Origin of the sequence: Hamadaea sp. NPDC051192, assembly GCF_040682475.1 — a bacterium.
Lineage (GTDB): Bacteria > Actinomycetota > Actinomycetes > Mycobacteriales > Micromonosporaceae > Hamadaea > Hamadaea flava.
In genome coordinates this window covers 1-20,983 of record NZ_JBFBAZ010000135.1, presented here as the reverse complement: position 1 = coordinate 20,983, position 20,983 = coordinate 1, and the positions used below count along the sequence as shown (strand labels likewise).

Below are 20,983 nucleotides of genomic sequence, written 5' to 3'. Positions count from 1 at the left end.
TACATTCCGAACCCGGAAGCTAAGCCCTCCAGCGCCGATGGTACTGCACCGGGGACGGTGTGGGAGAGTAGGACACCGCCGGACAAACTTTCAATTAGCCCCCGCGAAAGCGGGGGCTAATTGCATTTCCCACTCAATTCCCTTGGAGCTGGCTACTGGCTAATTGCAGCTAGTTCCGGTGCTCGACCGCCGTACGCAGATCACGCAGCAGCTGCGCGGACTCGTCGGCATTCCGCTGCGGGAACATCGCGAGAGCGATGCTGCCGTAGTCGGCCCAGCCGCAGATCGTCATGGTCGCATCCGATCCTTCGGCTGCACCGCAGCGCATCACGCCGCCGAGCGGTCCCGCGTCCACTTCGCGGACGTCGCGTACGCCGCCGGCCTGGTCGTCGAGGAGGGCGAACAGCTGGTCGAGCTCCTTCTCCGGGCGGCCGAGGAAGGCGGTACCGCCGACGAAGAGCACCGATCGCGCGGCTTGGGCCGGATCGCCGTAGACCCCGGCCACCGTCTCGTCGAGGGAAAAGCCCGCGTCGAGCACCGTACGCAGATCGTCGGCGGCCGACTTCGCGGCGTCGGTCGTGTCGAGGGTGAGACCGGCTGCGGTGGCCGGAGTCGTCAGCGTGGCATCCTTCTGCGCCAGCATGCGATATCCCGTCGGACCCAGCGTGATCCCTGCGGCGAGTACGCCACATCCGACGACTGAGCCGGTCATGGCGACCCAGCGGCGCCGACGCGACCAGCCGGCCCAAGGGCTGCGGCTCTTCGTGGTACTCGTGAGGATGTCGGCCGGCTCGGTGGACGAGACCGTCGTTTGTGGCTCCGACGCTGATCGCGCTGCCGGTACCTGCTCTGTGCGTACCTTATCGTGCTGCTCTGTCATGATTCGACCTCCCGAGACCCGCGGAGCTTAGCAAGCGCGAGCCTGTTCACCGTGATTCCACGGCGGACCATGCGGGCCGGGCCTGATGGCCTGGCCCGCATGCGAGTCGTCAGCGGTGCTGGATGGTCTGCCGGAAGTCGAGCAGAAGCTTGGCCGCCTCGGCGGAGCTCCGGTCGAAGAACATCACCATGCCGAGCGCGCCGTGGTCGGCCCATCCGCAGATCGACAGCTTGACCCCGCCGGTGACCGAGGTCGCGCACTCGGCGCGGCCGCCGAGCTGTCCGGCCGGGATGGCTTTGCGGTCGGCGAGCTGGAGGCCGCCGGATTCGATCGCGTCGTACGCCGCGTTCAGTTCGGCTTGGGGGCGCAGGATGAGTTTGCTGCCCGCGAAGATCATGATGATCTTCTGCTGCGCGTCGGTCTCCTTGTGGTAGACGCCGGCGGCGGTGGTCTTGAACCCGGCGCCCTGTCGCAGATCGCTGTCCATCTGGTCGCCGATCGACTTCAGTTCGGCCGAGGTGGACCGGGGGTATCCGGCGATGGTGTCCGGGGCGGTGACGGTCGCGGGGTATTCGGCCATGATCGGCTTGCCGAAGACGTATCCGGCGACGCCGCCCGCGAGGACGAGGACGATCGCTGCCGCGAGGAAGATCTTGAGACCGGTGCGCTTGCGGGGCGCTTGGTCGTCGGCCGGAGTGGAGTCGGAGCCGTTCGTGGGCGGCACGGCCGGGGTGAAACCGGTGGTCGAGGTAACCGTCGGTTCCCGATCGTCACGCGTCGTCTGACGAGGGAAGACCTGGCGAGGGTACTCGGCGGTGCGCTGGTCCTGATACGGATCCTGATAAGGATCCTGCCGGTAGGGGTCTTGCTGCTGCGCCCCGTCGTTCAGTTCACCGAGGCGGGCGTACGGGTCGTGGGGTTCGTCGCCGTAACCGCCGGACGGCTGGTAGCCGTGCTGCGGCCGGTACCCGGCGGATCCCTGTTGTGCGCGGTCGCGCTCAACGCGGGAAGACGGCTGCGAGCCGCCGGAGGGGTAGGTCACGGTTTGGCTCCTTTTAGGGGGTGCCGGGCGATCGTAAACGGTCTCAGCGCTCCTGGGCCACCGCCGCGGACGGCGTACCGAGCCGGTCCGTAGACTGACCTGGTGACCGAGACTGCCCAGAACACCCCTTCGACCGTCGAGCTCGCCGCCGCGTACCAGCCCGGTGAGGTGGAGCAACGCCGATATGAGCAGTGGGTCGAGGGCGGGCATTTCAGCGCCGATGCCGCGAGTGACAAGCCTCCGTTCACCATCGTCATCCCGCCGCCGAACGTGACCGGATCGTTGCACATCGGTCACGCCCTTGACCACACCATCCAGGACTCCATCGTGCGCCGCAAGCGGATGCAGGGCTACGAGACGCTGTGGCTGCCCGGTATGGACCACGCGGGCATCGCCACCCAGAACGTCGTCGAGCGCAAGCTCGCCGCCGAGGGCCTGTCGCGGCACGATCTGGGCCGCGAGGCGTTCGTCAAGAAGGTCTGGGAGTGGAAGGCGGAGTCCGGCGGCACGATCCTCGGCCAGATGCGCCGGCTCGGCGACTCCGTCGACTGGAGCCGCGAGCGGTTCACCATGGACGACGGGCTGTCCCGCGCGGTGCAGACGATCTTCAAGCGGCTCTACGACGACGGCCTGATCTACCGGGCCGAGCGCATCATCAACTGGTGCCCGCGCTGTCTCACGGCGCTGTCGGACATCGAGGTGGAGCACTCCGACGACGAGGGCGAGCTGGTCTCGATCCGCTACGGCGACGGGGACGACGCGATCGTGGTCGCCACCACCCGTGTCGAGACGATGCTGGGTGACACGGCGGTCGCGGTGCACCCCGACGACGAGCGTTACCGGCACCTGATCGGCACCGAGGTCGAGCTGCCGTTCACCGGGCGCATGATCCCGATCGTCGCCGACGAGCACGTCGACCCGGCCTTCGGCACCGGCGCGGTCAAGGTGACCCCGGCGCACGACCCCAACGACTTCGAGATCGGCCAGCGGCACTCGCTGCCCTCGCTGACCATCATGGACGAGCGCGGCGTCATCACGGCGCACGGCCCGTTCGAGGGGCTCGACCGGTTCGAGGCGCGCCCGGCGATCGTGGCCGCGCTGCGCGAGCAGGGCCGCATCGTCGCCGAGAAGCGTCCCTACGTGCACGCCGTCGGCCACTGCTCCCGGTGCAAGACCACTGTGGAGCCTCGCCTGTCGTTGCAGTGGTTCGTCAACACCGGCCCGCTGGCCAAGGCGGCCGGCGACGCCGTCCGCGACGGCCGCGTCCGCATCGAGCCGGTCGAGCTGGCCAAGCGCTACTTCGCCTGGGTCGACAACATGCACGACTGGTGCATCTCGCGGCAGCTGTGGTGGGGCCACCGCATCCCGGTCTGGTACGGCCCGGCCGGCGAGGTCGTCTGCGTCGGCCCCGACGAGCAGCCGCCGTCCGGCGACGGCTGGAAGCAGGACGAGGACGTCCTCGACACCTGGTTCTCCAGCGCGCTGTGGCCCTTCTCCACGCTCGGCTGGCCGGAGCCGACCGCCGACCTGGCCAAGTTCTACCCGACCAACGTCCTGGTCACCGGCTACGACATCCTCTTCTTCTGGGTCGCCCGGATGATGATGTTCGGCCTCTACGCGATGGACGGCAAGCAGCCGTTCGACATCGTGGCGCTGCACGGCATGGTCCGCGACCAGTACGGCAAGAAGATGTCGAAGTCGTTCGGCAACGTCGTCGACCCTCTGGACTGGATGGACCGCTTCGGCGCCGACGCCACCCGGTTCGCCCTCGCCCGCGGCTCGAACCCGGGTTCGGACGTCGCCGTCAGCGAGGAGTGGGTGCAGGGCTCCCGCAACTTCTGCAACAAGCTGTGGAACGCCACCCGGTTCGCGTTGCTCAACGGCGCGACCGTCGAAGGCGCGCTGCCCACCGAGTTGTCCGCTGTGGACCGCTGGATCCTGTCCCGGCTGCAGCACACCATCGCCGAGGTCGACGAGTACTTCGACGGCTTCGAGTTCGGGAAGGCCTGCGACGCGCTGTTCCACTTCGCCTGGGACGACGTCTGCGACTGGTACGTCGAGCTGGCCAAGCCGGTGCTCGCCAGCGGCGGCGAGGCGGCCGAGCGTACCCGGCGGGTTCTGGGGCACGTCCTCGACCAGCTGCTGCGGCTGCTGAACCCGGTCATCCCGTTCGTCACCGACGAGCTGTGGTCGGCGCTCACCCGCCAGGCCACGGTGGTCTCGCAGGCCTGGCCGACGGTCGAGCCCCGGCTCGTCGACGACGCGGCCGAGGCCGAGTTGGAGGCGCTCCAGCGCGTGGTCACCGAGGTCCGCCGGTTCCGGGCCGACCAAGGGCTCAAGCCGGGTCAGCGGGTGGCTGCGACGCTCGCGGGACTCGAGTCTGTGGGCATCGCGGGCCACGAGGATTTGATCTTCTCGCTGGTACGCCTGGAGCACGCCGCCGACGGGTTCGCCGCGACGGCCACGCTGACCGTCGCCGGGGGAGTGACGGTCGCGCTCGACACCCGGGGCAGCATCGACGTCGCCGCCGAACGCGCGCGGCTGACCAAGGACCGGGTGGCCGCCGAGAAGGAGGCCGCCCAGTGCCGGGCGAAGCTGGGCAACGAGGCGTTCACCGCGAAGGCTCCGGCCGAGGTGGTCGCCAAGATCGAGCAGCGGCTCGCGGCGGCGGAGTCCGACCTCGCGCGCATCGACGCCGCGCTTGCCGCCCTACCGGCGGCGTGACGGGGGGATCATGAGCGACGACGTAACGGAGAAGATGCGGGCCGCCGAGGCGGAGCTGGAAGGCCGCGGCTTCACCCGGATGGTGTTCGACCTCGGGCGCATCACCGAGCTGCTCGACGTGCTCGGCAGTCCACAGCGGGCGTACCCGTCGATCCATCTGACCGGCACGAACGGCAAGACCTCGACGGCCCGGATGATCGACAGCCTGCTCCGGGCGTACGGGTTGCACACCGGTCGCTACACCAGCCCGCATCTGGAGACCGTCCGGGAACGGATCAGCCTCGACGGCGACCCCGTCGACGAGGAGTGGTTCACCCGGATCTACGACGAGGTCGCGCCGGTGGCCGCGCTGCTCGACGCCCGTAACGACGAGCCGCTGACCTACTTCGACATGACCACGGCGCTGGCCTTCGCGACCTTCGCCGACGCGCCGGTGGACGTGGGCGTGGTCGAGGTCGGGCTCGGCGGCGCCGACGACTCGACGAACGTCCTGCAGGCGGGCGTCACGGTGATCACGCCGATCGGGCTGGACCACACCGAGTGGCTCGGCGACACGATCTACGACATCGCGCTGGCCAAGTCCGGGATCGTCCACGCCGGCTCGACGCTGATCTGCGCGCAGCAGCCGGAGGAGGCCCTGGAGCCGATCCTGGAGCGCTGCGCCGAGGTCGGCGCGACCATCGCCCGCGAGGGGCTGGAGTTCGGCGTGGTCCAGCGGAACGTGGCGCTCGGCGGCCAGGTGCTGACCCTCCAGGGGCTCGGGGGGATCTACCCGGACATCTTCATCCCGCTGCACGGCGCGCACCAGGCGCAGAACGCCGCGGTGGCGCTGGCCGCCGTCGAGGCCTTCCTCGGCGCCGGAGCCACCAGCGGCAAGGTCAAGCAGCTCGATGTCGAGCTGGTCCGGGAGGGCTTCGCCTCGGCCAGCTCGCCCGGCCGGCTGGAGCGCGTACGCAGCGCCCCGGCGATCCTGCTGGACGCCGCGCACAACCCGCACGGGATGGCGGCGACCGTCGCGGCGCTGACCGAGGAGTTCACCTTCCACCGGCTCGTCGGCGTCCTCGCGGCGTTCGCCGACAAGGACGTGTCCGGTGTGCTGGAGCTGCTGGAGCCGGTGCTCGACGAGATCGTGGTCAGCCGCAACTCGTCGCCCCGGTCGATGGCTCCCGACCAGCTCGGTGAGCTGGCCATCGAGATCTTCGGGGAGGATCGCGTCCACGTCGTCCCCGACCTGCCCGACGCCATCTCCGAGGCGGTCGTCCTGGCCGAGGAGGACCAGGACGGCCCGCTCAGCGGAGTCGGCGTGCTCATCACCGGCTCGGTCGTGACCGTGGCCGACGCGCGGAGGCTGTTGAAGCGATGACCGAGGTCAAACCGTCCGGATTGCGTAACCCCGAGAAGGCCGTCCGCGGGCTCGGCGCGGCCGCGCTGTCGCTCGAAGGTCTCACCCTGCTGCTGGGCATCGCCCCGATCCGGATGCTCGGCACCGGCCATCCGACGGCGGCGATCATCATCCTGATCGTCACGGCCCTCGCGGCGTTCACCCTCGCCGGGATGATGGGCCGGCCGTGGGCGTGGCCAGCCGGCGGAGCGCTGCAGATCGTGTTGATCGCGGGCGGGCTCGCCCATTGGATGATCGCCGCGGTCGGGGTGACCTTCGGGCTCGCCTGGCTCTACGTGCTCAAGGTACGCCGCACGATCCTGTCCTGACCGGACGCGCTCAGTGGCGGGAGCGCCACTGGGTCAGGTTCACCGCGTGCCCGTCCGGGTCGCGGAAGGCGGCCGCCCACAGTTCGAGGCGCTCGCCCCGGTTGACCACGCGCGGGGCGTAGGTGAAGGTGACGCCCTGCTCGACGAGGTCGGCGTGCACCCGGTCGAGGTCGTCGACCTCCAGGTTCAGGTGGGTGAGGCGGCGGTTGCCCGCGGTCAGGTCCTCGGCCCGGCGCAGCACGATGCGGGTGTCGCCGGAGGACATCACGGCGTTGCCGTAGCCGCTGTCGATCTCGTCGAAGCCCAGCAGATCGCGGTAGAAGGCGACCGAGCGGTCCACGTCGGCCACCAGCAGCGTCACGCCGACGGCGTTCACCGAGCCGGCGCCGCGCGCGGAGTACGCCGGGATCGGGTCCACCGGCGGTTCGGCGTGCCCGAGGTAGCCCTCGTTCTCCGGGCTGGTCCGGGGGTTCGGCGGCAGGTCGCCCAGGGCGGACGGGGTCGCCTCGGAGAAGTCGATGACGTCGACCCGCAGCGGCGCCTCCGGTCCGTCCTCCGGCCCGTCGATGATCTGCCCTTCGAGCACCTGCGTCGTCGCGCCCGCGCCGTCGGAGGCCTCTTCGCGTACTTCGTCGCGACGGGGTTCGCCGCGGCGGCGTGGGCTGGGACGACGGCGGAGCGGCAGGTCCGGCCCCTCCGGCCCGTCCTCGTACGCCGGTGGCCCCTGCGCGGCCCGCGCGGCGGCGACCTCGTCGGCCAGGTCGGAGTCCCGGTAGCCGGCGAGGTCCTCGCGATCGTCCTCGTCGTAGTCCTCGAACCGCATCGGCCCGGCCTGGTGGCCCGTGCGATCGTCGTACAACGGCTCCTCGTCGTCGATGAGGCCCTCGTACTCGGAGTACGCGTCGTCCTGGTAGCGCTGCGTGTGGGTGAGGATCTCGTCCCAGAGGACGCGTACGCGGCGGATGTCGTCGACGGCCACCCGGACCGGGAGGACGTCGCCGACGGTCGGCCACTTCGCCACCGGCACCCGCGGATCGCGTACGCGCACCGACGCCGGCGGGTGGCCGGGGGCCTCGATCTGCAGGTGCATCTCGATCCGGCCGTGGGTCAGCGTCGCGGGCGGCTCGGTCGCCTCCAGCACGTGCGCCGTGCCGACGACGAACGCCCGGTCGGCCCCGCGGAACGACGAGGTCAGCATGAGGGCGACGGCCAGGATGAGCATCGCGACGCCGACGGCGCCGAGCGGCCAGCTCGTCAGTCCGAGGCCGGCCATCGCGGTGAAGACACCGAGTGAGCCCAAGGCCACCGCACCGGTCGCGCGTACTGCCCCGATCTTCTTCCGCTGGCCGTTTGCCACGTTTCGTCCCTCCCCGGCGACCGCGTCCCCCAACGACCCGATCGTGCCACAGCGGGGGGAGTCGGCGTCTTGAGTAAACATAGGGGGACGTCGTGGCGTTTCGGAAGGGCCGATCGGGTGCGGCTGCTGGGGGTTCACGGCGCCTTGCCCGACTCGATCGGTAGTCTGCTGATGAACCACGCTCACAAAAGGGGCGCAGCCCGAAACCCAGGAGGAATGCTCGTGGCCGAGCGCACGCTCGTACTGATCAAGCCGGACGCCGTACGCCGGGGGCTGGTCGGGGAGATCATCAGCCGGTTCGAGCGCAAGGGGCTCGGGATCGACGCGCTGGTGCTGCGCACGATGGACGCCGACCTGGCCGACGCGCACTACGCCGAGCACGTGGAGCGGCCGTTCTACCCGCCGCTGAAGCAGTTCATGACCTCGGGTCCGCTGGTCGCGGCGATCGTCACCGGCGACGAGGCGATCGCCGTCGTGCGTACGCTCGTCGGCGCGACCGACGGCCGGGCCGCCGCCGCCGGCACCATCCGGGGTGACCTGTCGCTGTCCAACCGGGAGAACCTCGTGCACGCCTCGGACTCCACCGAGTCCGCCGAGCGCGAGATCAAGCTCTGGTTCCCGGATCTCGTCTGAGACGTCGAAGGGCCGCCGGGACAACCCGGCGGCCCTTTTCTTTCGGCGGTCTTCGCGCCGTTACGACTTGGGCGCCTGCCACGACGCGGCGGTGTCGTTGTTGATCGCGGCGAAGAGCGTCGCGGCCACGGGCTTGTTGGCGTACACCACGCTCTGCGAGCCCTCCCAACCGGTGCCGGTCGTCGGGTTGGTGATGAACCGGATCTTGTTGCTGGGAATCCCGCGCAGGTCCATCGCCGTGCCGATCAGGTCGAACTTCTTGTCGGCGGAGATCGCGCTGGCCGTGGCGGTCAGGAACGCGTTGAGCTTGCCCGGGTCGGTCAGGATGCCCGCGCTGGTCGCCTTGGCGAGGATGGCCTTGATGACCTGCTGCTGGTGCTTGATCCGGGAGAAGTCGCCGTTGCTGAACTGCTTGCGCTGGCGGGAGTAGTCGAGCGCCTCCGCCCCGTTCAAGTGCTGCATCCCGGCCGAGAACTTGCGGTAGGGCGGATGGATCGAGGTGAAGTTCTTCTCGACGTCGACGTCGATGCCGCCCAGCTTGTCGACCACCGCGGCGAAGCCCTCGAAGTCGATGACCACGACGTGGTCGATGCGCACCTTGGTGTACTGCTCCACCGTCCGGACCATGAGCGGGATGCCGCCCCAGGCGAACGCGGCGTTGATCTTGGCCTTCACGCCGCCGTGGCCGTTGGCCGCCCGGGGGATGTCGAGCCAGGTGTCGCGGGGGATGGAGACCATCTGGGCGGCTTTGTGGTCGGCGGTGACGTGGGCCAGCATGATGGTGTCGGTCCGGGAGCCGTCGAGGTCGGGGTTCCGGGAGTCGCTGCCGAGGATCAGGAGGTTCATCGCCTTGGTGGTCTCCGGCGGCTTCGTCGGCCGTTCCGACTCCACCACCTCGGCGAACGCGTCGACGCGGGTCACCTTGTTCTCGACCGACTTCAGATAGAACCGCAGGCCCACGGCGCCGCCCGCGGCGAGCAGGGCGAGCACGACCAGGCTCCACAGTGTGACTCGCAGCCAGCGTCGGCGTTTCTTCGCCGGAACCGGGGCCGCCTCGGCGACCGCCGGATCGGCCGCCGTCGCGGCCGAATCGCCCCCGTGGGCGACCTCCTGGGGTTCGACGCTGTCACCAGCATCTGAGGGGATCGACATGGGACCAGAGGATAGCGCGCACCGAAGATCACCCCGAGCCCGTGAGAACCCGGTCGACCAGGCCTGTCGTGTTAGCATGCCCGGCGGTCCGGCGCTGCGTGAAGGGCCGGCTCAAGCGAGGGGGCACGTCGGGTGACGCACGACAGTCCAGCTCCGGCGGCCCGTCGCCTGCCGGGGACGTCGCTGCGGGCCCGCGTACGCAATGTGCTGAGAGCCGTCAAACGGCGGTCGCGGCGAGCTCGGCCGTTGCCCGCGTGGGCCGATCGGCGTACGGAAACCGCCCGGCTGACGGTGCAATCGGGACGGTTGGCGATCGTCGTCGACACCGTCGGTGACCTGCTCCGGCTGGCCTCGGCCGAAACGTCCGATTCGGTGACGGGCATCGATCTGACCGTCCGTTCGTGGACCCGGCCGTGGCCGAACTGGGTGGGACGTACGCCGCCCTTGCCGGGACTGCTGCGCCAGGAGACGAGCCTGCCCGACGGCGACGGCCCGGTGGCGCTGGGTTGGACGGTCGCGCAGCCGATCCCGTCCCGGCAGTTCGTCGCGGCCGCGCTCGGCGTGCTCACCCCGGTCCGGCCGCTGCCCGCCACCCTCACCGCCGACGTGCTCGTCGACGACGTCCGGCCCGGCTGGCTGCCGGTCGATCCGGCGTACCACGCCGCCGAGGCACGCCGCCCGGACGGTGGGCCGCTGCCGGCGTACGACCTGGTGGTGCGAGGCGAGACCGAAGGGCTCGTCCTCGTCGACGCGGCCGGCGCCAATCCGCGTGGCCGGCAGGAGACGTCGGTGACCCTGTCGCGCGCGGAGCTGCGGATGAGCGCGGCCGACGGGGGCTGGACCTGGCGGATCGCGCGGCCCGGCCGGGCGGACGCGGTCGTGGCCGGACGAGTCGGCGAAGCCCTGGACGAGCGGCAGGCGGCGGCGTTGGCGCAGGTCGGCGTGGCGGTCCTGACCGGAGACTCGGCACCGGGCCGGCTGGGGGCGACGGTCCTGGCGCAGCTGGCGATGACCGGGCTCGTGCTGTCCGCGCCCGACCTGCCCGCGGAGATCCGGGCGCATCTGCACGACGAGCTGGTGGGCTGCCTGGCCGGGGTGCCGGGCGGCCGCGACCCGCTCGACCGGGAGGTGCACGGCGTCGTGCAACGCCGCGCCGCGCTCCGCCACCACGCGAGCGCGCTGGGACTGCGGGCGACCGTGGCCGAGCGCCATCCGTCGGCTGGGCGCCTGTCTGGAGTCTCGGCGATCCTGGTCAGCCGTCGGCCCGATCGAGCGCTCGCCGCGGCGGCGGCCCTGGCCGGGCAGACCTATCCGGAACTCGAACTGGTCGTCGGCCTGCACGGACACGAGCCGACCGCTGCGCAGGTCAAGCAGCTGGAAGCCCTGCCCGTCCCGGTACGCCTCGTGTCGTTCCCGGCCGCGACCGGCTTCGGCGAGGTGCTCGCGGAGACGACCCGGCTGGCGTCCGGCAGCCTGGTGACGAAAGTGGACGACGACGACCACTACGGCCCCGAGCACATCTGGGATCTCGTGCTCGCCCGGCTGCACTCGGGCGCGGCGGTCGTCGGCAAGGGCGCGGAGTTCGTCTACCTGGAGCCGTTCGACACCACCGTCCGGCGGCGGATGGGCGGCGAGCTGTACACCGACGTCGTCGCGGGCGGCACGATGATGATCTCCCGGGGCGACCTCGACGAGGTCGGCGGCTGGCGGCCGGTCGCGCGCTCGGTCGACCGCGCCCTGCTCGACCGGGTCCTCGCCGCGGGCGGCCTGGTCTACCGCACGCACGGCTTCGGCTTCCTCTACACGCGGCACGACGACGGGCACACCTGGGACCCCGGAGTGGAGTACTTCCTGCACGATCCGGCCCGGCGCTGGCCGGGACGCCCGCCCTATCGGGAGTTCGCGCCGGGACACCCGCTCGCTCGGGAGTCCACGGCGGGATGACGAGCAACGACTGGTCCGGAGTCGGCGTACCGCCGCCGCTGGGTGGCTGGCGACCCGAGCTGACGGTCAGCGTCGTGATCCCCGCGTACGCCGACCAGGCGTACCTGGATCTGACGCTCGCGGCCTTGACGGCGCAGACCTATCCGGCCGACCTCCTCGAAGTGATCGTGGTCGACGACGGTTCGCCGACCCCGCTCCGGCTGCCCGCGCTGCGTCCGGAGCACACCCGGATCGTCCGAGCGCCGGGGGAGGGCTGGGGTCCCGGGTACGCCGTCGCCTACGGCGCGATGGAGGCGACCGGGGCGATCCTCCACCGCGTCGACGCCGACATGCTGCTGTTCCCCGAGCACGTCGAGGCCCTGGCCCGGTGGCACCACCTCGCCCCGTACGCCGTGACGCTGGGCATGAAGCGGTTCGCCGACGCCACACCGTCGTTCTCGCCCGAGCAGGTCGCCGCGGACGTCGCCGGGCTGTTCACCGACGACGGCACCGAACCGCACGGCTACCTCGAAGACATCTTCCGGCGTACGCGGGACCTGCGGGACGCCGGTCCGACCGCCTTCCTGGCGCACGTCGGCGCGACGACGGCGGTCAACCGGGCGCTGTACGACGCCGCGGGCGGCTATGACGGATCGCTGCACCTGGGCGAGGACACCGAGTTCGGCTATCGGCTGGCCCAGGCGGGCGCGCTGTTCATCCCCGACCGGGCGGCCCGCGCGTGGCATGTCGGGCCGACCGCGATGTCCCGGCGCGGCGACGGCCTGCGGCGCTACAACCGCCCGTTCCTCGCCGAGCGCATGCCCCAACCCCGCTGGCTGCGCGCCCAGGGTGGTCCGACGTGGACGGTCCCGCTCGTGACGGCCGTCGTCGACGTCGCCGAGCACGACCTCGAAACCGTCCGGGCCTGCGTCGACGGCCTGCTGCGCAGCGACGAACGGGACCTGCGGGTCGTGCTCGCCGGATCGGTCGAACCGGCCGATCAGCGGCGTGACGTCCTCGACGATCCGCTCCTGGACCAGCGGCTGATCCAGGAGACCTATCGCGGCGAGCCACGAGTGCGGCTGGCCGACTCGGTGGAGTCGGTGTTCCCGTCGCCATTCCTGTTGCGTGTTCCGGCGTACGCCCGGCTCGCCCCGGGCACCGTGCCGATGCTGCTCGCCGAGGCCGACCGGCACGAGGTCGCCGTCGTCACCGCCGGTCCGATCACCCTGTCGCGGACTGCGGCACAGTCGAGAGCAGCCCTGACCGGCGACCCCGGAATCCAGCGGGCGATCGACGCCGGCACGGCCGGGATCGCCGATCTGCGTACGCTCCCCGCCGAGGTCCTGGCCGAGCTGCCCGGCGACGCCCACCCCGGCCCGGCGGCCGGCCACTGGACCCCGCTCACCGTCGAAGTGGGCGGCGTCCGGACGCTGCTGCGGGCGACCGTCGTGGTGGCTAAGCTCTCCGCGGCCCGGCTGACTCGACAGGTGACCCGACGAGTCCGGATTCGGAAGGGAAGCGGAGATGGCTGACGGGGACGTCCTGCTGCTGCGTGATCGCAGGTGGCCCGCCGCACCCGGCGTCTGCTGCTGGCGGCACGCCATCGCGGAGACGCTCACCGAAGCGGGGATGACGGTGTCCACCGCCGACCTCGATCCCACCCCGGCCGATCCGCCGGAGAGCGGCCCGCCCGGCGCCGGTCGCGCCGCCCGGCTGCCCCGCGTCGTACGCCGTCCGGCCGGACTCGCGTACCGGGGGGTCAAGAACGTCACCGGTGCGATGCGGACCGGGCTTCAGGCGTACACGTCGGAAGGAAGCCGCGCGAAGGCCGCGACCCGGCAGCTCGCCACGGACTTGCACCGCGCGGATCTCGTCGTCGCCGAATCGACCGGCGTGGCGGAGGCTGCCCTCGCGGCGGGTGCGCCGGGCAGTCGCCTGTGGACGCTCGTCCTCCCCCGGGAACGCCTGCTGCCCGGCCGCGAGACCGGACTCGCCGGGCAGATCGCGCGGATCGCCCCCGAGATCGGCGGGTTCCTCACCGACTCGGAGCTCGCGCGCGAGTCGGTCGAACGGGCCGCCGTCACGACCCGGCTGCGGGTCGAGGTCTTCCCGCCGCTCGCCGTCGATCGGCCATGCCCGGACTGCGCGCAGACCGAACCGGCCGACCTGCCGGAATCCGCCGCGCCGCTGGCGATCTGGCACGACCTCCTGAGTGGACAGCCGGTCGGCGGGTACTCGTTCGCCGCCGCGCGCTGGGCCGGGCAGGGCGCCGCCTGGGATCCGGCGCCGCTGCTCGACTGGACCCAAGCCGGCCGAGGCGTGCCGCTGACGATCCCGGCGGCCGAGCCCGCCGAACCGTGGACCGCCGACCAGCAGCGCACAGCGGTAGCCCGGATGACGGCCGCGACCTTGCCGGTGCGCACCGGATCGGCTCGTCCGCGCCGCCGGGTTCTCGTCTCCGGCTACGACCTCAAGTTCGCCCGCGAGCTGTGCGCGCGGCTCGATGCCCGGGACGACCTCGACGTCACCCTCGACAGCTGGCCGGACCTCGGCCGCCCCAGCCCTCGGACGAGCCGCCTGCTCGCCGAGGCGGACACCGTGCTCGCGGAATGGGCGCGGCCCAGCGCCGTCTGGCTGTCTCGCCACAAACGGCCCGGCCAGCATCTGATCGTGCGGCTCCACCGCTACGAACTCGACTTCCCGTACCCCCGCGACATCGACATGGACGCCGTCGACGCGGTGGTCCACGTCTCGCCGCCGATTCGCGCGCGCATCCGCGCGGAACTCGGCTGGCCCGACGAAAAGCTCGTCTACCTGCCCAACTACCTCGACGTCGACTGGTTCGACCGGCCCAAACTGCCCGATGCGCGGTTCGGCCTCGGGTTCGTGGGCATCGACTTCCTGAACAAACGCCTCGACCTCGCGCTCGACCTCCTCGCCCAGGTCCGCCGGAAGGACCCCCGCTTCACCCTCCAGGTCCGCTCGACCATGCCTTGGGACAACGTGTACGCCTGGCCCCGCGACGAGGAACGTGCGTTCGTCGGGTGGTGCCTGGAACGGATCAGCCGCGATCCGTTGCTGCGCGGCGCGGTCCACTTCGATTCCCCCGGGCGGGACATGGCCGGTTGGTATCGCAAGGTCGGCCACGTCCTGTCGATGAGCGACATCGAGAGCTTCCACCTGGCCGCCGCCGAGGGAATGGCGTCCGGGGCCGTCCCCGTCCTGCGGCCCTGGCCCGGCGCGGCCGAGATCTACGCCGCCGAGTGGATTCAGCCGTCGGTCGACGCCGCCGCCGAGTTCGTCCTGGCGTCGGCGGACGCGGCGAGCTGGGCCGAGAGGGGTTCGCGCGCCCGGGCCGAGATCCGGCGTACCGCCGATCCGGTGGCGACCGTGGCCGCTTGGGCCGACCTGCTGCACGGCGACGTGGCAGCGGCGCAGGCCCGGTTCGGCGCGTTTAGCTGACCGGTCCCCGCTCGGCGATCCGGGTCAGCACCTCGGCGGCGGCCGCCACGTCACCGATCGGCGACGCGTACGCGAGATCCTGTTCGCTCAGCGTGCTGCCGTCCTCGCAGAGGCCCCACACCGGCGTGCCGCTGCCCCGGTAGTCCGACCACTTCGACGGCAGATACGGGTTCGCCGGGTTGCTGGCGTCGCCGTGGCTGGACCGGGTGGCCGCGTCGTTGACGAGCAGGCAGTCGAACCGCTTTGCCAGCGCCAGGAACCGCAGGTACTCGACATAAGGCCCGACCTGGACGCAATCGGTCAAGGCCAGCTCGGCGACCCGCTGCTGGAGGTCGTCGGGGCGCGATGTCAGGACGTGCAGGCGCAGCCGAGTACGCACCCCGCCCGGCACGGCGGCCAGCGCGTGCAGCACGTCGTCCAGGCCACGAGTGGCGTAGAAGTTGCCGAAGTATCCGATGTGGACGAGGCCGGGATCGAGGCGGGGGGACGGCTCGACGAGGTCGTAGAACCCGGCAGGCAGGGTCGGATGCGGGCGGATGACCGCCTTCGCCTGCGCGAGCGCGGCCAGCTCCGGGTTCGCGCAGTAGCCCAGCATGTAGTCCAGCTGGTTGCGGTTGGTGAAGACGAGTTCGTCGGCCAGCGCGTACGCCAGCTCCTCGCACCAGACGAAACTGTTGACGGACCGAGGGATCGGCAGGCCGCGCCGCTGGAGACCGTCCCGCAGCCGGCTCAGCAGCGGTCCCTCGACGACCGGGTTGCCACGTTCGGCATGCGTGACATCGCGGGAGAGCGGATCGGAGAACTCGGCGCGCCACGGGATATCCGGATGCGCGAGCTTGTACGCCGCCGCGAGGAAGTGCGACGCCGCGAACTGCGCCCGGCTGTAGACCCAGTCGTACTCGTGTTCGTGTTCGTGTTCGTGTTCGTGTTCGTGTTCTGAGGCTGCTGGGGCTTCTCGGGTTTGGAGGGCTTCGAGGCCGCGAACGGCGAACTGCTCCATCGAGCCCCAGTCCGCGAAGTAGGTAGGGGAGGGGATGGCGATGTGCGTCGCGGTGAACGGGCCGGAGATCTGCCGGAGGCTCTCGTCGGTCTCCCGAATCCGGTCCATCGCGTTCGACACGACGTCCACGACCACGCCCTCGTCCCGGACCCGTTTGGCCATGACGATCGCGCTGGTGTCGGCGTACGGCGGGAAGGCGTACGCGATGACCAGACCGCGTGCCAGACCTCGGTTGAGCTCGGCGTACGGGATGCCCGCGACGCGATGCCGATCCAGGAGGCCGACCACCCGGGAGTGCTCGCCGGGCCGCTCGACCAGGTACGCGTTGAGCCGCCGGACCTGCTCGGCCAGCCGGTCGGCCAGCTCCGCCCGGCTGTCTGCGCGGCTTTCCGCTTCGGCGAGGCGGGCCAGCGCGCCGACGATCTGGATCTGCCGGGCGAGGTCGGCCTCGGCCACCGGGGCGGGCGGCTCGGCCGGCGTTCCGTCGGGCTGCTGACCGGGCTGCGTGCTGAGCTTTCCGGCGGAACTGACCGGCGCCTGGGACTCGGTCGGGCCGACCGACGTCGGTTCGCCCGCTGGGTCGAGCGGTGTTCGGGTGAGGCGGCCGTGGACGAGTGCGGTCGACCAGAACAGCTCGGCGTCCTCGAGCGACGCCGTCTCCTGGTACGCCGCCTGCGCGACCCCGGTCGGCAGGGCCAGCCCGGCCGTCGTTCCCGGGGCGACGACCAGGATTCCCGGCCCGGCCGCGTCGTCGAGGGCTTCGAGATACCGCCGGTCGGTGCAGTCCACCCCGGCGACGAAGGCCACCACCGAGCGCTGGGCCGCCGCCGTCCCCATCGCCTGGCGCGTGAACTGCGACGATCCTCGTGCGCTGAGGTGGCGTACCGGGACGGGGGAATCGCCTACGACGGCTGTCACAGCGGCGTCGCCGTCGCTCACCACGATCACGTCGAATCGCGTGGGGTCGAGGGTCTGCGTACCGAGGGAGGCGAGGCAGCCCTTCAGCGTTGCGGCGTCGGTGACGTCGACCACGATGCTCAGGCCGTCGGCGTACGCCCGCTGGGCGGAGGCTTCCCGGAACCGGCGGGCGGCGGCGAGGTCGTCGCTTTCGCGGGCCTGCCGCTCATCGAGCCAGGCGTGGATCGCTGCCCGGTCGGCGACCAGGTCGCGGCGCAGCCACGGGCGGTCGGCCACCGTTCCTCCGATCCGGGTGTCATACGTTAGTCTGCGCCGGACATCGTAGCCAGGGCGATCAGCGGAGGTGGGGCCGGATGCCGATCGTCGGCCGTCAGCTCGTGGTGACCGACCCGATCCGGCACGGCCGGTACGCATTGACGCTGGGGTTCGCCGAGGTGACCCTCGTCGGTGCGGATGCCGAGGATTCCGCGATCGCGGCGGACGCGCCGTACGACCTGGCCGCGATCGATCTGGACGCAGTGGACGTCGAGCACGTGGCGCGGATCGCCTCCCTGGTCCGCCCCCATCTGCGGCGGGGCGGAGTCTTGGCGGTTCTCCTCGGCCGAGCCGATCCCGATTCGACTCTCAACTCGACGGTTTCGGCGATCGATCCGGGCAATTTGGATGATCACGGACACCTGTCCGGTATCGACGGCCTCCTCCGGGGCTGGGAATGGGCCGGCCTCAGCGAGATCGGCGGCGAACCGGCCGCGGTGTTCCGGCCCGGCCCACCGGAAGCGGCGGCCGGAACGCCCTTCCTCGCCGCGTACGCGACGGCGAGCTTGCTGACGCGCCGGGCGGCGGCAGACGGCCGGACCGCCGAGGCGGCGCTCGCCGAACAGGTCGCCCTGACGGCGCGATCCGAGCGGGCGTTGCTGGCTCGGCTCGCCGCGTCGGCTGAGGACGCCGACCGCGTTCGCCGAGACCATCAGGGTTCGGCATTGGTGCGTACGCTCCTCCGCCGTTCGAAGGGTGGCCGGGTAGTCCTTCGGGTCGCGAAAACGCTGCGGCGCCGCTGACGACCCGGTCGGCACACACTGCGCGCGGACATGTCGTGGCCTCTTGCGATAGCATGCGCGCCGACACATCCACGGGGGCGATCCTGCAAGCCGCGTTTGCGGGACACCGCCTAAACCCTGGCGGGACCCTCTCCGGCCCGCCTCCCTTGGTCGCGCGGACGCCCCGCCGACCACCCCTCAAGGAGTTGGCAGTGACTGCGGACGTCGTGATTCTCGGCCTCGGTTATGTGGGCCTCCCGTTGGCGCAGGAGGCCGTCAAGGCGGGATTGTCGGTTTTGGGGTACGACATCAGCGCCCGGGTGGTGGACGCGCTCAACAGTGGCCGGTCCCACGTGGACGATCTGTCGGACGACGACATCGCGGCCATGGTCGCGGCCGGATTCCGGGCGACAACCGACGAATCGGAAATTCGGGGCGCGAAGACGGCGGTGATCTGCGTGCCGACGCCGTTGTCCGCCGACGGCGGGCCGGACCTGAACGCCGTGGAGTCCGCGGTCCGCTCCGTGGCCCGCAACCTGCAGTCCGGCACGACGGTGATCCTTGAGTCCACCACCTACCCCGGCACGACGGACGAGGTCGTCCGCCCGTTGCTGGAGGAGTCCGGGCTGGTCGCGGGAGTGGACTTCAACCTGGCGTTCTCGCCGGAGCGGATCGACCCGGGGAACAAGCAGTTCGGCGCGCACAACACCCCGAAGGTCGTCGGCGGCTACACGCCGGCCTGCACCGAGCGGGCCGCCGAGTTCTACAGCCAGTTCATCGAGACCGTCGTGCGGGCCAAGGGAACGCGCGAGGCGGAGACCGCCAAGCTGCTGGAGAACACCTACCGGCACATCAACATCGCCCTCGTGAACGAGATGGCCAAGTTCTGCCACCAGCTCGGCATCGACCTGTGGGACGTCATCCGGGCGGCCTCCAGCAAGCCCTTCGGCTTCCAGGCGTTCTATCCCGGCCCCGGCGTCGGCGGTCACTGCATCCCGATCGACCCCAACTACCTCAGCCACAACGTGCGCGCGAAGCTCGGCTACCCGTTCCGGTTCGTCGAGCTGGCCCAGGAGATCAACGCCACGATGCCGGCGTACGTCGCTCGGCGGGCGCAGAACATCCTCAACGACGCGGGCAAGGCCACCAACGGCGCGAACGTGCTGATGCTGGGGGTCACCTACAAGGCGAACATCGCCGATCAGCGCGAATCCCCGGCGATCCCGCTGGCTCGGGCGCTGGCCGGACTGGGCGCGAAGATCAGCTTCCACGACCCGCACGTCGAGACGTGGCGAGTGCCCGGAGTGGACGTGCTGAAGGTGGACGACCTGGAGGTGGGCGTCGCCGAAGCGGACCTCGTCATCCTCGTGACCAACCACAGCGCGTACGACGTGGATCGGCTCGCGGGGCTGGCGAAGCGGTTCTTCGACACCCGCGGGGTCACCCAAGGTGACCAGGCTATCCGGCTCTGACAGGACGGTCCTCCCCTCATGCCTTACCCCCGCATCAAGAAACTGGTGCCCCGGCGGCTGCACAACCCCCTGCGCCGGGTGAAGTCCGCGCTGGCCCGGCGGCGGCGCAAGGTCTTCGGCGGCGTCCTGGTCCTCGTGCTCGCGGCGGTCGCCACCGCGGCCGTCGTCCGCTCGCCGATCACGTTCGCCGTCGCGCTGACCGCCATGGCGGTGCTGCTTGCCGGCGTCACGCTGGAGATGTGGCTGAGCCGCCGCGCGCTACGGCAGTCCCAGGCGGAGAGCCGGGCGCTCCAGAGCAAGCTCGCGACGCTGGAGTCCGCGCAGGCGTTGCTGGCCGTCATGGTCTACGAGCAGGGCCGGCAGACCGGAACGGCCCGGCCCGACCTGCTGCCGGACAAGATCATTCCGTCGACGGTACGCGGGCTGCTCGATCGAGGGCAGGCGCTGGAGGCGCACGAGGTGGCCGTCAGCAAGGGCCGGCTGCGCAAGCTGGGCCTGCCAGTGGCGCGGCGGCTGCGGAGCGAGCTGCGGCGACGCGGCTACCTGGTCAAGGCGCGCGAGGTCGCGTACGCGTGCGTCCGGGCCGGCGGGAACAGCGCCGACGTCCGGGAACGCGCCATGATCGAGGGTGAGATCGCGGTGCTGTCCGGTGCGTTGACGCCGTCGGTACGCCCGGAGGACCGTAGCTTCGAATCGCGTCCCGGTCGCGTGTTGCACGTCGTCGGGAACTCGCTGCCGCACACGCAGTCGGGGTACACCTTGCGGACGCACTACACGGCGTTGGCGCAGCGGGACGCGGGGCTGGAGCCGCACGTGGTGACCCACATGGGCTTCGGGCACTCGGGCACGGACTACGCGCGGGAAGAGGTCGACGGGATCGCGTACCACCGGATTCCCGGTGCGACGCGGGGTTCGGAACCGTTGGACGCCTGGCTGCGGGCGCACGTTCAACGGCTGGCCAACGTGGTTCGGGTGGTGCGGCCGTCGGTGCTGCACGCGGCGTCGGACTTCTTGAACGCGGTCTCGGCCGAGATCGTGGGCCGGGAGTTCGGCATTCCCGTCGTCTACGAGTCCCGAGGTTTCTGGGAGGAGACCTGGCTCTCCCGGCAGGCGCAGACGTATGAGTGGGACGACCTCGGGCGGCTGGAGTCGCGGTTCGGCCTGCCGGACGTGTATCTGTGGCGGCGGGAGATCGAGGACCGGTGCCGCCGGGAGGCGTCGCACGTGGTCACGCTCGCGGATGTGATGGCGGATCGGATCGAGGCCGGTGGTGTGGACCGGGATCGGATCACCGTCGTGCCGAACGGGGTGGACGTTCAGGCCTTCCCGATGCTGACGCGCAATCTGGAGTTGGCGGAGAAGCTCGGGATCGACCCCGACACCACCGTCATCGGGTACATCTCGTCCATCGTCGAATACGAGGGCATCGACACCCTGGTCGACGCGTACGCCCAGCTGCGAGAGCAGACCTCGGAGCCGGTCGCGCTGCTGATCGTCGGCGACGGGCTCGTCCGCGAGAGCCTGGTACGCCAGGCCGAGCAGCTCGGCGTACCCGGCGTCATCTTCACGGGGAAGGTGCCGCATGACGAGGTGCTGGATTACTACAGCTTGATCGATGTGTTCGTGGTGCCGCGCAAGCCGGTCGAGGTGTGCCATCTGGTGACGCCGCT

General features: G+C 71.0%; 15 protein-coding genes and 1 rRNA gene. 11 read left to right on the top strand and 5 right to left on the bottom strand.

Annotated features, from left to right (window positions below; translation table 11 throughout):
- Positions 1-84, top strand: a 5S ribosomal RNA gene (gene rrf / locus AB0M47_RS34935); the annotation flags it as partial.
- Between the two features lie 85 nt (positions 85-169).
- Here rrf and AB0M47_RS34930 read toward each other — a convergent pair.
- Positions 170-712, bottom strand: a complete 543-nt coding sequence (locus AB0M47_RS34930; protein ID WP_363421759.1) for a hypothetical protein — start codon at positions 710-712, stop codon at positions 170-172.
- A gap of 277 nt (positions 713-989) precedes the next feature.
- On the bottom strand, positions 990-1,922 hold the full coding sequence (locus tag AB0M47_RS34925; protein WP_363421757.1) for a hypothetical protein: 933 nt from the start codon (positions 1,920-1,922) through the stop codon (positions 990-992).
- A 102-nt stretch (positions 1,923-2,024) separates the two neighbouring features.
- Between AB0M47_RS34925 and AB0M47_RS34920 the strand changes: the two genes are divergently transcribed.
- Genes AB0M47_RS34920 through AB0M47_RS34910 form a run of 3 tightly spaced genes read left to right on the top strand, consistent with a single transcriptional unit; the run spans position 2,025 to position 6,356 of the window.
- Positions 2,025-4,646, top strand: coding sequence for a valine--tRNA ligase (locus tag AB0M47_RS34920; protein ID WP_363421755.1), 2,622 nt, complete (start codon positions 2,025-2,027; stop codon positions 4,644-4,646).
- A gap of 10 nt (positions 4,647-4,656) precedes the next feature.
- Complete coding sequence (locus AB0M47_RS34915; protein ID WP_363421753.1) at positions 4,657-6,009, top strand: folylpolyglutamate synthase/dihydrofolate synthase family protein; 1,353 nt, start codon at positions 4,657-4,659, stop codon at positions 6,007-6,009.
- A complete protein-coding gene (locus tag AB0M47_RS34910; protein ID WP_363421751.1) occupies positions 6,006-6,356 on the top strand; it encodes a DUF4233 domain-containing protein in 351 nt (116 codons plus the stop codon). The genes AB0M47_RS34915 and AB0M47_RS34910 overlap by 4 nt, the downstream gene beginning before the upstream one ends.
- A gap of 10 nt (positions 6,357-6,366) precedes the next feature.
- On the opposite strand, the gene AB0M47_RS34905 is transcribed toward AB0M47_RS34910, so the two are convergent.
- Positions 6,367-7,713, bottom strand: a complete 1,347-nt coding sequence (locus AB0M47_RS34905; protein WP_363421749.1) for a VOC family protein — start codon at positions 7,711-7,713, stop codon at positions 6,367-6,369.
- A 222-nt stretch (positions 7,714-7,935) separates the two neighbouring features.
- Here AB0M47_RS34905 and ndk point away from each other — a divergent pair, with 222 nt between their 5' ends.
- The gene (gene ndk / locus AB0M47_RS34900; protein ID WP_363421747.1) at positions 7,936-8,346 is read left to right on the top strand and encodes a nucleoside-diphosphate kinase; all 411 of its coding nucleotides are present in this window, start codon (positions 7,936-7,938) and stop codon (positions 8,344-8,346) included.
- Between the two features lie 60 nt (positions 8,347-8,406).
- On the opposite strand, the gene AB0M47_RS34895 is transcribed toward ndk, so the two are convergent.
- Positions 8,407-9,498 carry an LCP family protein gene (locus tag AB0M47_RS34895; protein ID WP_363421745.1) on the bottom strand — a complete coding sequence of 364 codons (1,092 nt, stop codon included), beginning with the start codon at positions 9,496-9,498 and terminating at the stop codon, positions 8,407-8,409.
- Between the two features lie 132 nt (positions 9,499-9,630).
- On the opposite strand from AB0M47_RS34895, the gene AB0M47_RS34890 reads away from it, so the two are divergent.
- From AB0M47_RS34890 to AB0M47_RS34880, 3 genes are read left to right on the top strand one after another with little or no spacing between them, the layout of a single operon-like run.
- Positions 9,631-11,442: a glycosyltransferase family A protein gene (locus AB0M47_RS34890; RefSeq protein ID WP_363421743.1), complete on the top strand. Its 1,812-nt coding sequence runs from the start codon at positions 9,631-9,633 to the stop codon at positions 11,440-11,442.
- Entirely contained in the window at positions 11,439-12,956 is a 1,518-nt protein-coding gene (locus AB0M47_RS34885; protein ID WP_363421741.1) for a glycosyltransferase, read from the top strand. Before AB0M47_RS34890 ends, AB0M47_RS34885 begins: the two co-directional genes overlap by 4 nt.
- Positions 12,949-14,886 carry a hypothetical protein gene (locus AB0M47_RS34880; protein WP_363421739.1) on the top strand — a complete coding sequence of 646 codons (1,938 nt, stop codon included), beginning with the start codon at positions 12,949-12,951 and terminating at the stop codon, positions 14,884-14,886. The genes AB0M47_RS34885 and AB0M47_RS34880 overlap by 8 nt, the downstream gene beginning before the upstream one ends.
- Here the strand turns inward: AB0M47_RS34880 and AB0M47_RS34875 are convergent.
- Positions 14,879-17,080: a hypothetical protein gene (locus tag AB0M47_RS34875; protein ID WP_363421737.1), complete on the bottom strand. Its 2,202-nt coding sequence runs from the start codon at positions 17,078-17,080 to the stop codon at positions 14,879-14,881. The two genes, AB0M47_RS34880 and AB0M47_RS34875, sit on opposite strands and share 8 nt — an antisense overlap.
- 77 nt (positions 17,081-17,157) lie before the next feature.
- On the opposite strand from AB0M47_RS34875, the gene AB0M47_RS34870 reads away from it, so the two are divergent.
- The 3 genes from AB0M47_RS34870 to AB0M47_RS34860 form a co-directional block, all read left to right on the top strand.
- Positions 17,158-17,862: a hypothetical protein gene (locus AB0M47_RS34870; protein WP_363421735.1), complete on the top strand. Its 705-nt coding sequence runs from the start codon at positions 17,158-17,160 to the stop codon at positions 17,860-17,862.
- A gap of 191 nt (positions 17,863-18,053) precedes the next feature.
- Complete coding sequence (locus AB0M47_RS34865; RefSeq protein ID WP_363421733.1) at positions 18,054-19,313, top strand: nucleotide sugar dehydrogenase; 1,260 nt, start codon at positions 18,054-18,056, stop codon at positions 19,311-19,313.
- 18 nt (positions 19,314-19,331) lie between these two features.
- Positions 19,332-20,983 (top strand): glycosyltransferase (locus AB0M47_RS34860; protein WP_363421731.1); only part of this gene is annotated, 1,652 nt, incomplete at its 3' end.

Excerpts from the sequence above, each read along its gene's own strand:
- AB0M47_RS34930 (WP_363421759.1), bottom strand. The coding sequence starts at position 712 with ATGACCGGCTCAGTCGTCGGATGTGGCGTACTCGCCGCAGGGATCACG.
- AB0M47_RS34915 (WP_363421753.1), top strand. The coding sequence starts at position 4,657 with ATGAGCGACGACGTAACGGAGAAGATGCGGGCCGCCGAGGCGGAGCTG.
- AB0M47_RS34910 (WP_363421751.1), top strand. The coding sequence starts at position 6,006 with ATGACCGAGGTCAAACCGTCCGGATTGCGTAACCCCGAGAAGGCCGTC.
- AB0M47_RS34895 (WP_363421745.1), bottom strand. The coding sequence starts at position 9,498 with ATGTCGATCCCCTCAGATGCTGGTGACAGCGTCGAACCCCAGGAGGTC.
- AB0M47_RS34885 (WP_363421741.1), top strand. The coding sequence starts at position 11,439 with ATGACGAGCAACGACTGGTCCGGAGTCGGCGTACCGCCGCCGCTGGGT.
- AB0M47_RS34880 (WP_363421739.1), top strand. The coding sequence starts at position 12,949 with ATGGCTGACGGGGACGTCCTGCTGCTGCGTGATCGCAGGTGGCCCGCC.
- AB0M47_RS34870 (WP_363421735.1), top strand. The coding sequence starts at position 17,158 with ATGCCGATCGTCGGCCGTCAGCTCGTGGTGACCGACCCGATCCGGCAC.